Below are 1,085 nucleotides of genomic sequence, written 5' to 3'. Positions count from 1 at the left end.
ATGAGTATTTCTTTTAGAGGGAATTCCAGATAATTTCCCTCCATTTAACATAATAGCTGTTATACGAAATTCTCTTTTAATCCTAAAAACAAACAAATAAATAATGTGTTTACACATTATTTATGTGTTATATTACTAATAATAAGGGTAGGAGTAACTGTATGACTTACACAGAGCTTCAAATTACATTGCTAGAAATGGGCTTATCAATTAAAGATCTTGCAACGCTACTTGGTATGAATCCCAATTCCATTACTAATTATAAAAGTACTGGCATTATTCCCCTGAACTTAGCAATTACAGTGACTCTGATAGCTCATTTAAAGAAAGCAGACCTGTCTCCGCAAGAAATCATCAATGAAGTCAAAAGAAGACATGCAAACAACCCCATTGAGAATAATTAAAGGTAATAAATTATGCGCACAGATCTACTTTTAGAATTAGCTGATTTTTTAGAAAAACTTGATCCCAATAGATTTGATATTCGGACTTGGAGAAGACCGTCTAAGGACTCAGTTGGCTTCGTGAGTGATGAACAACTTCTCACTGACTGTAAGACAGTTGCTTGTGCTATTGGATGGGCGGTGACTTTGACAAAGTGGGAGGATGCAGGATTCTATATGGACACCTTAGCAATCACACAAGAGCATCTGAATAACCCATTAAGTACGCCATACACTATGGCTATTGTGAAATGGCAAGGTGACTCAGATATCGATTCTTATGATGCTTTACAAGCAGGATTAGATCTTCCAATAGGTATGGCTGAGGTCCTTTTTGACTTCAATAATTATGCTGATGAAGAGTTTACAAGTGCTCAAACGGTGGCTGAAAGAATACGTGAGTTTTGTAATACCCCATCAGAAGAACTTATGGATTTAGTGGTTTCCTATACTGATACTGAGTAATTCCTACAGGCATAAAAATTAAAAAAACAAATGATAGGCTTGATTATATAATTTATATAAATTATATTTTTTATATAAGTTTTATAATCAAGGAGCTATCTGTGACACATGATGAAATTTTCAATTCAATAGTTAGTGCTGTAAATAACGCACCTCGTAATCAGCAAACTGCGGAAT

General features: G+C 34.4%; 2 protein-coding genes. Both read left to right on the top strand.

Annotated elements, in window-relative coordinates:
* Positions 1 to 161 precede the first annotated feature (161 nt).
* Complete coding sequence (locus FTV37_RS17635) at positions 162 to 404, top strand: tellurium resistance protein TerC (RefSeq protein WP_111885974.1); 243 nt, start codon at positions 162 to 164, stop codon at positions 402 to 404.
* A gap of 12 nt (positions 405 to 416) precedes the next feature.
* Entirely contained in the window at positions 417 to 908 is a 492-nt protein-coding gene (locus FTV37_RS17630) for a hypothetical protein (protein ID WP_180064353.1), read from the top strand.
* Positions 909 to 1,085 lie beyond the last annotated feature (177 nt).

It is taken from the genome of Acinetobacter sp. YH16042 (genome assembly GCF_013417245.1).
In the GTDB taxonomy this organism is placed as follows: domain Bacteria; phylum Pseudomonadota; class Gammaproteobacteria; order Pseudomonadales; family Moraxellaceae; genus Acinetobacter; species Acinetobacter amyesii.
This window is presented reverse-complemented; position numbering and strand designations above follow the sequence as displayed.

Excerpts from the sequence above, each read along its gene's own strand:
- FTV37_RS17635 (WP_111885974.1), top strand. The coding sequence starts at position 162 with ATGACTTACACAGAGCTTCAAATTACATTGCTAGAAATGGGCTTATCA.
- FTV37_RS17630 (WP_180064353.1), top strand. The coding sequence starts at position 417 with ATGCGCACAGATCTACTTTTAGAATTAGCTGATTTTTTAGAAAAACTT.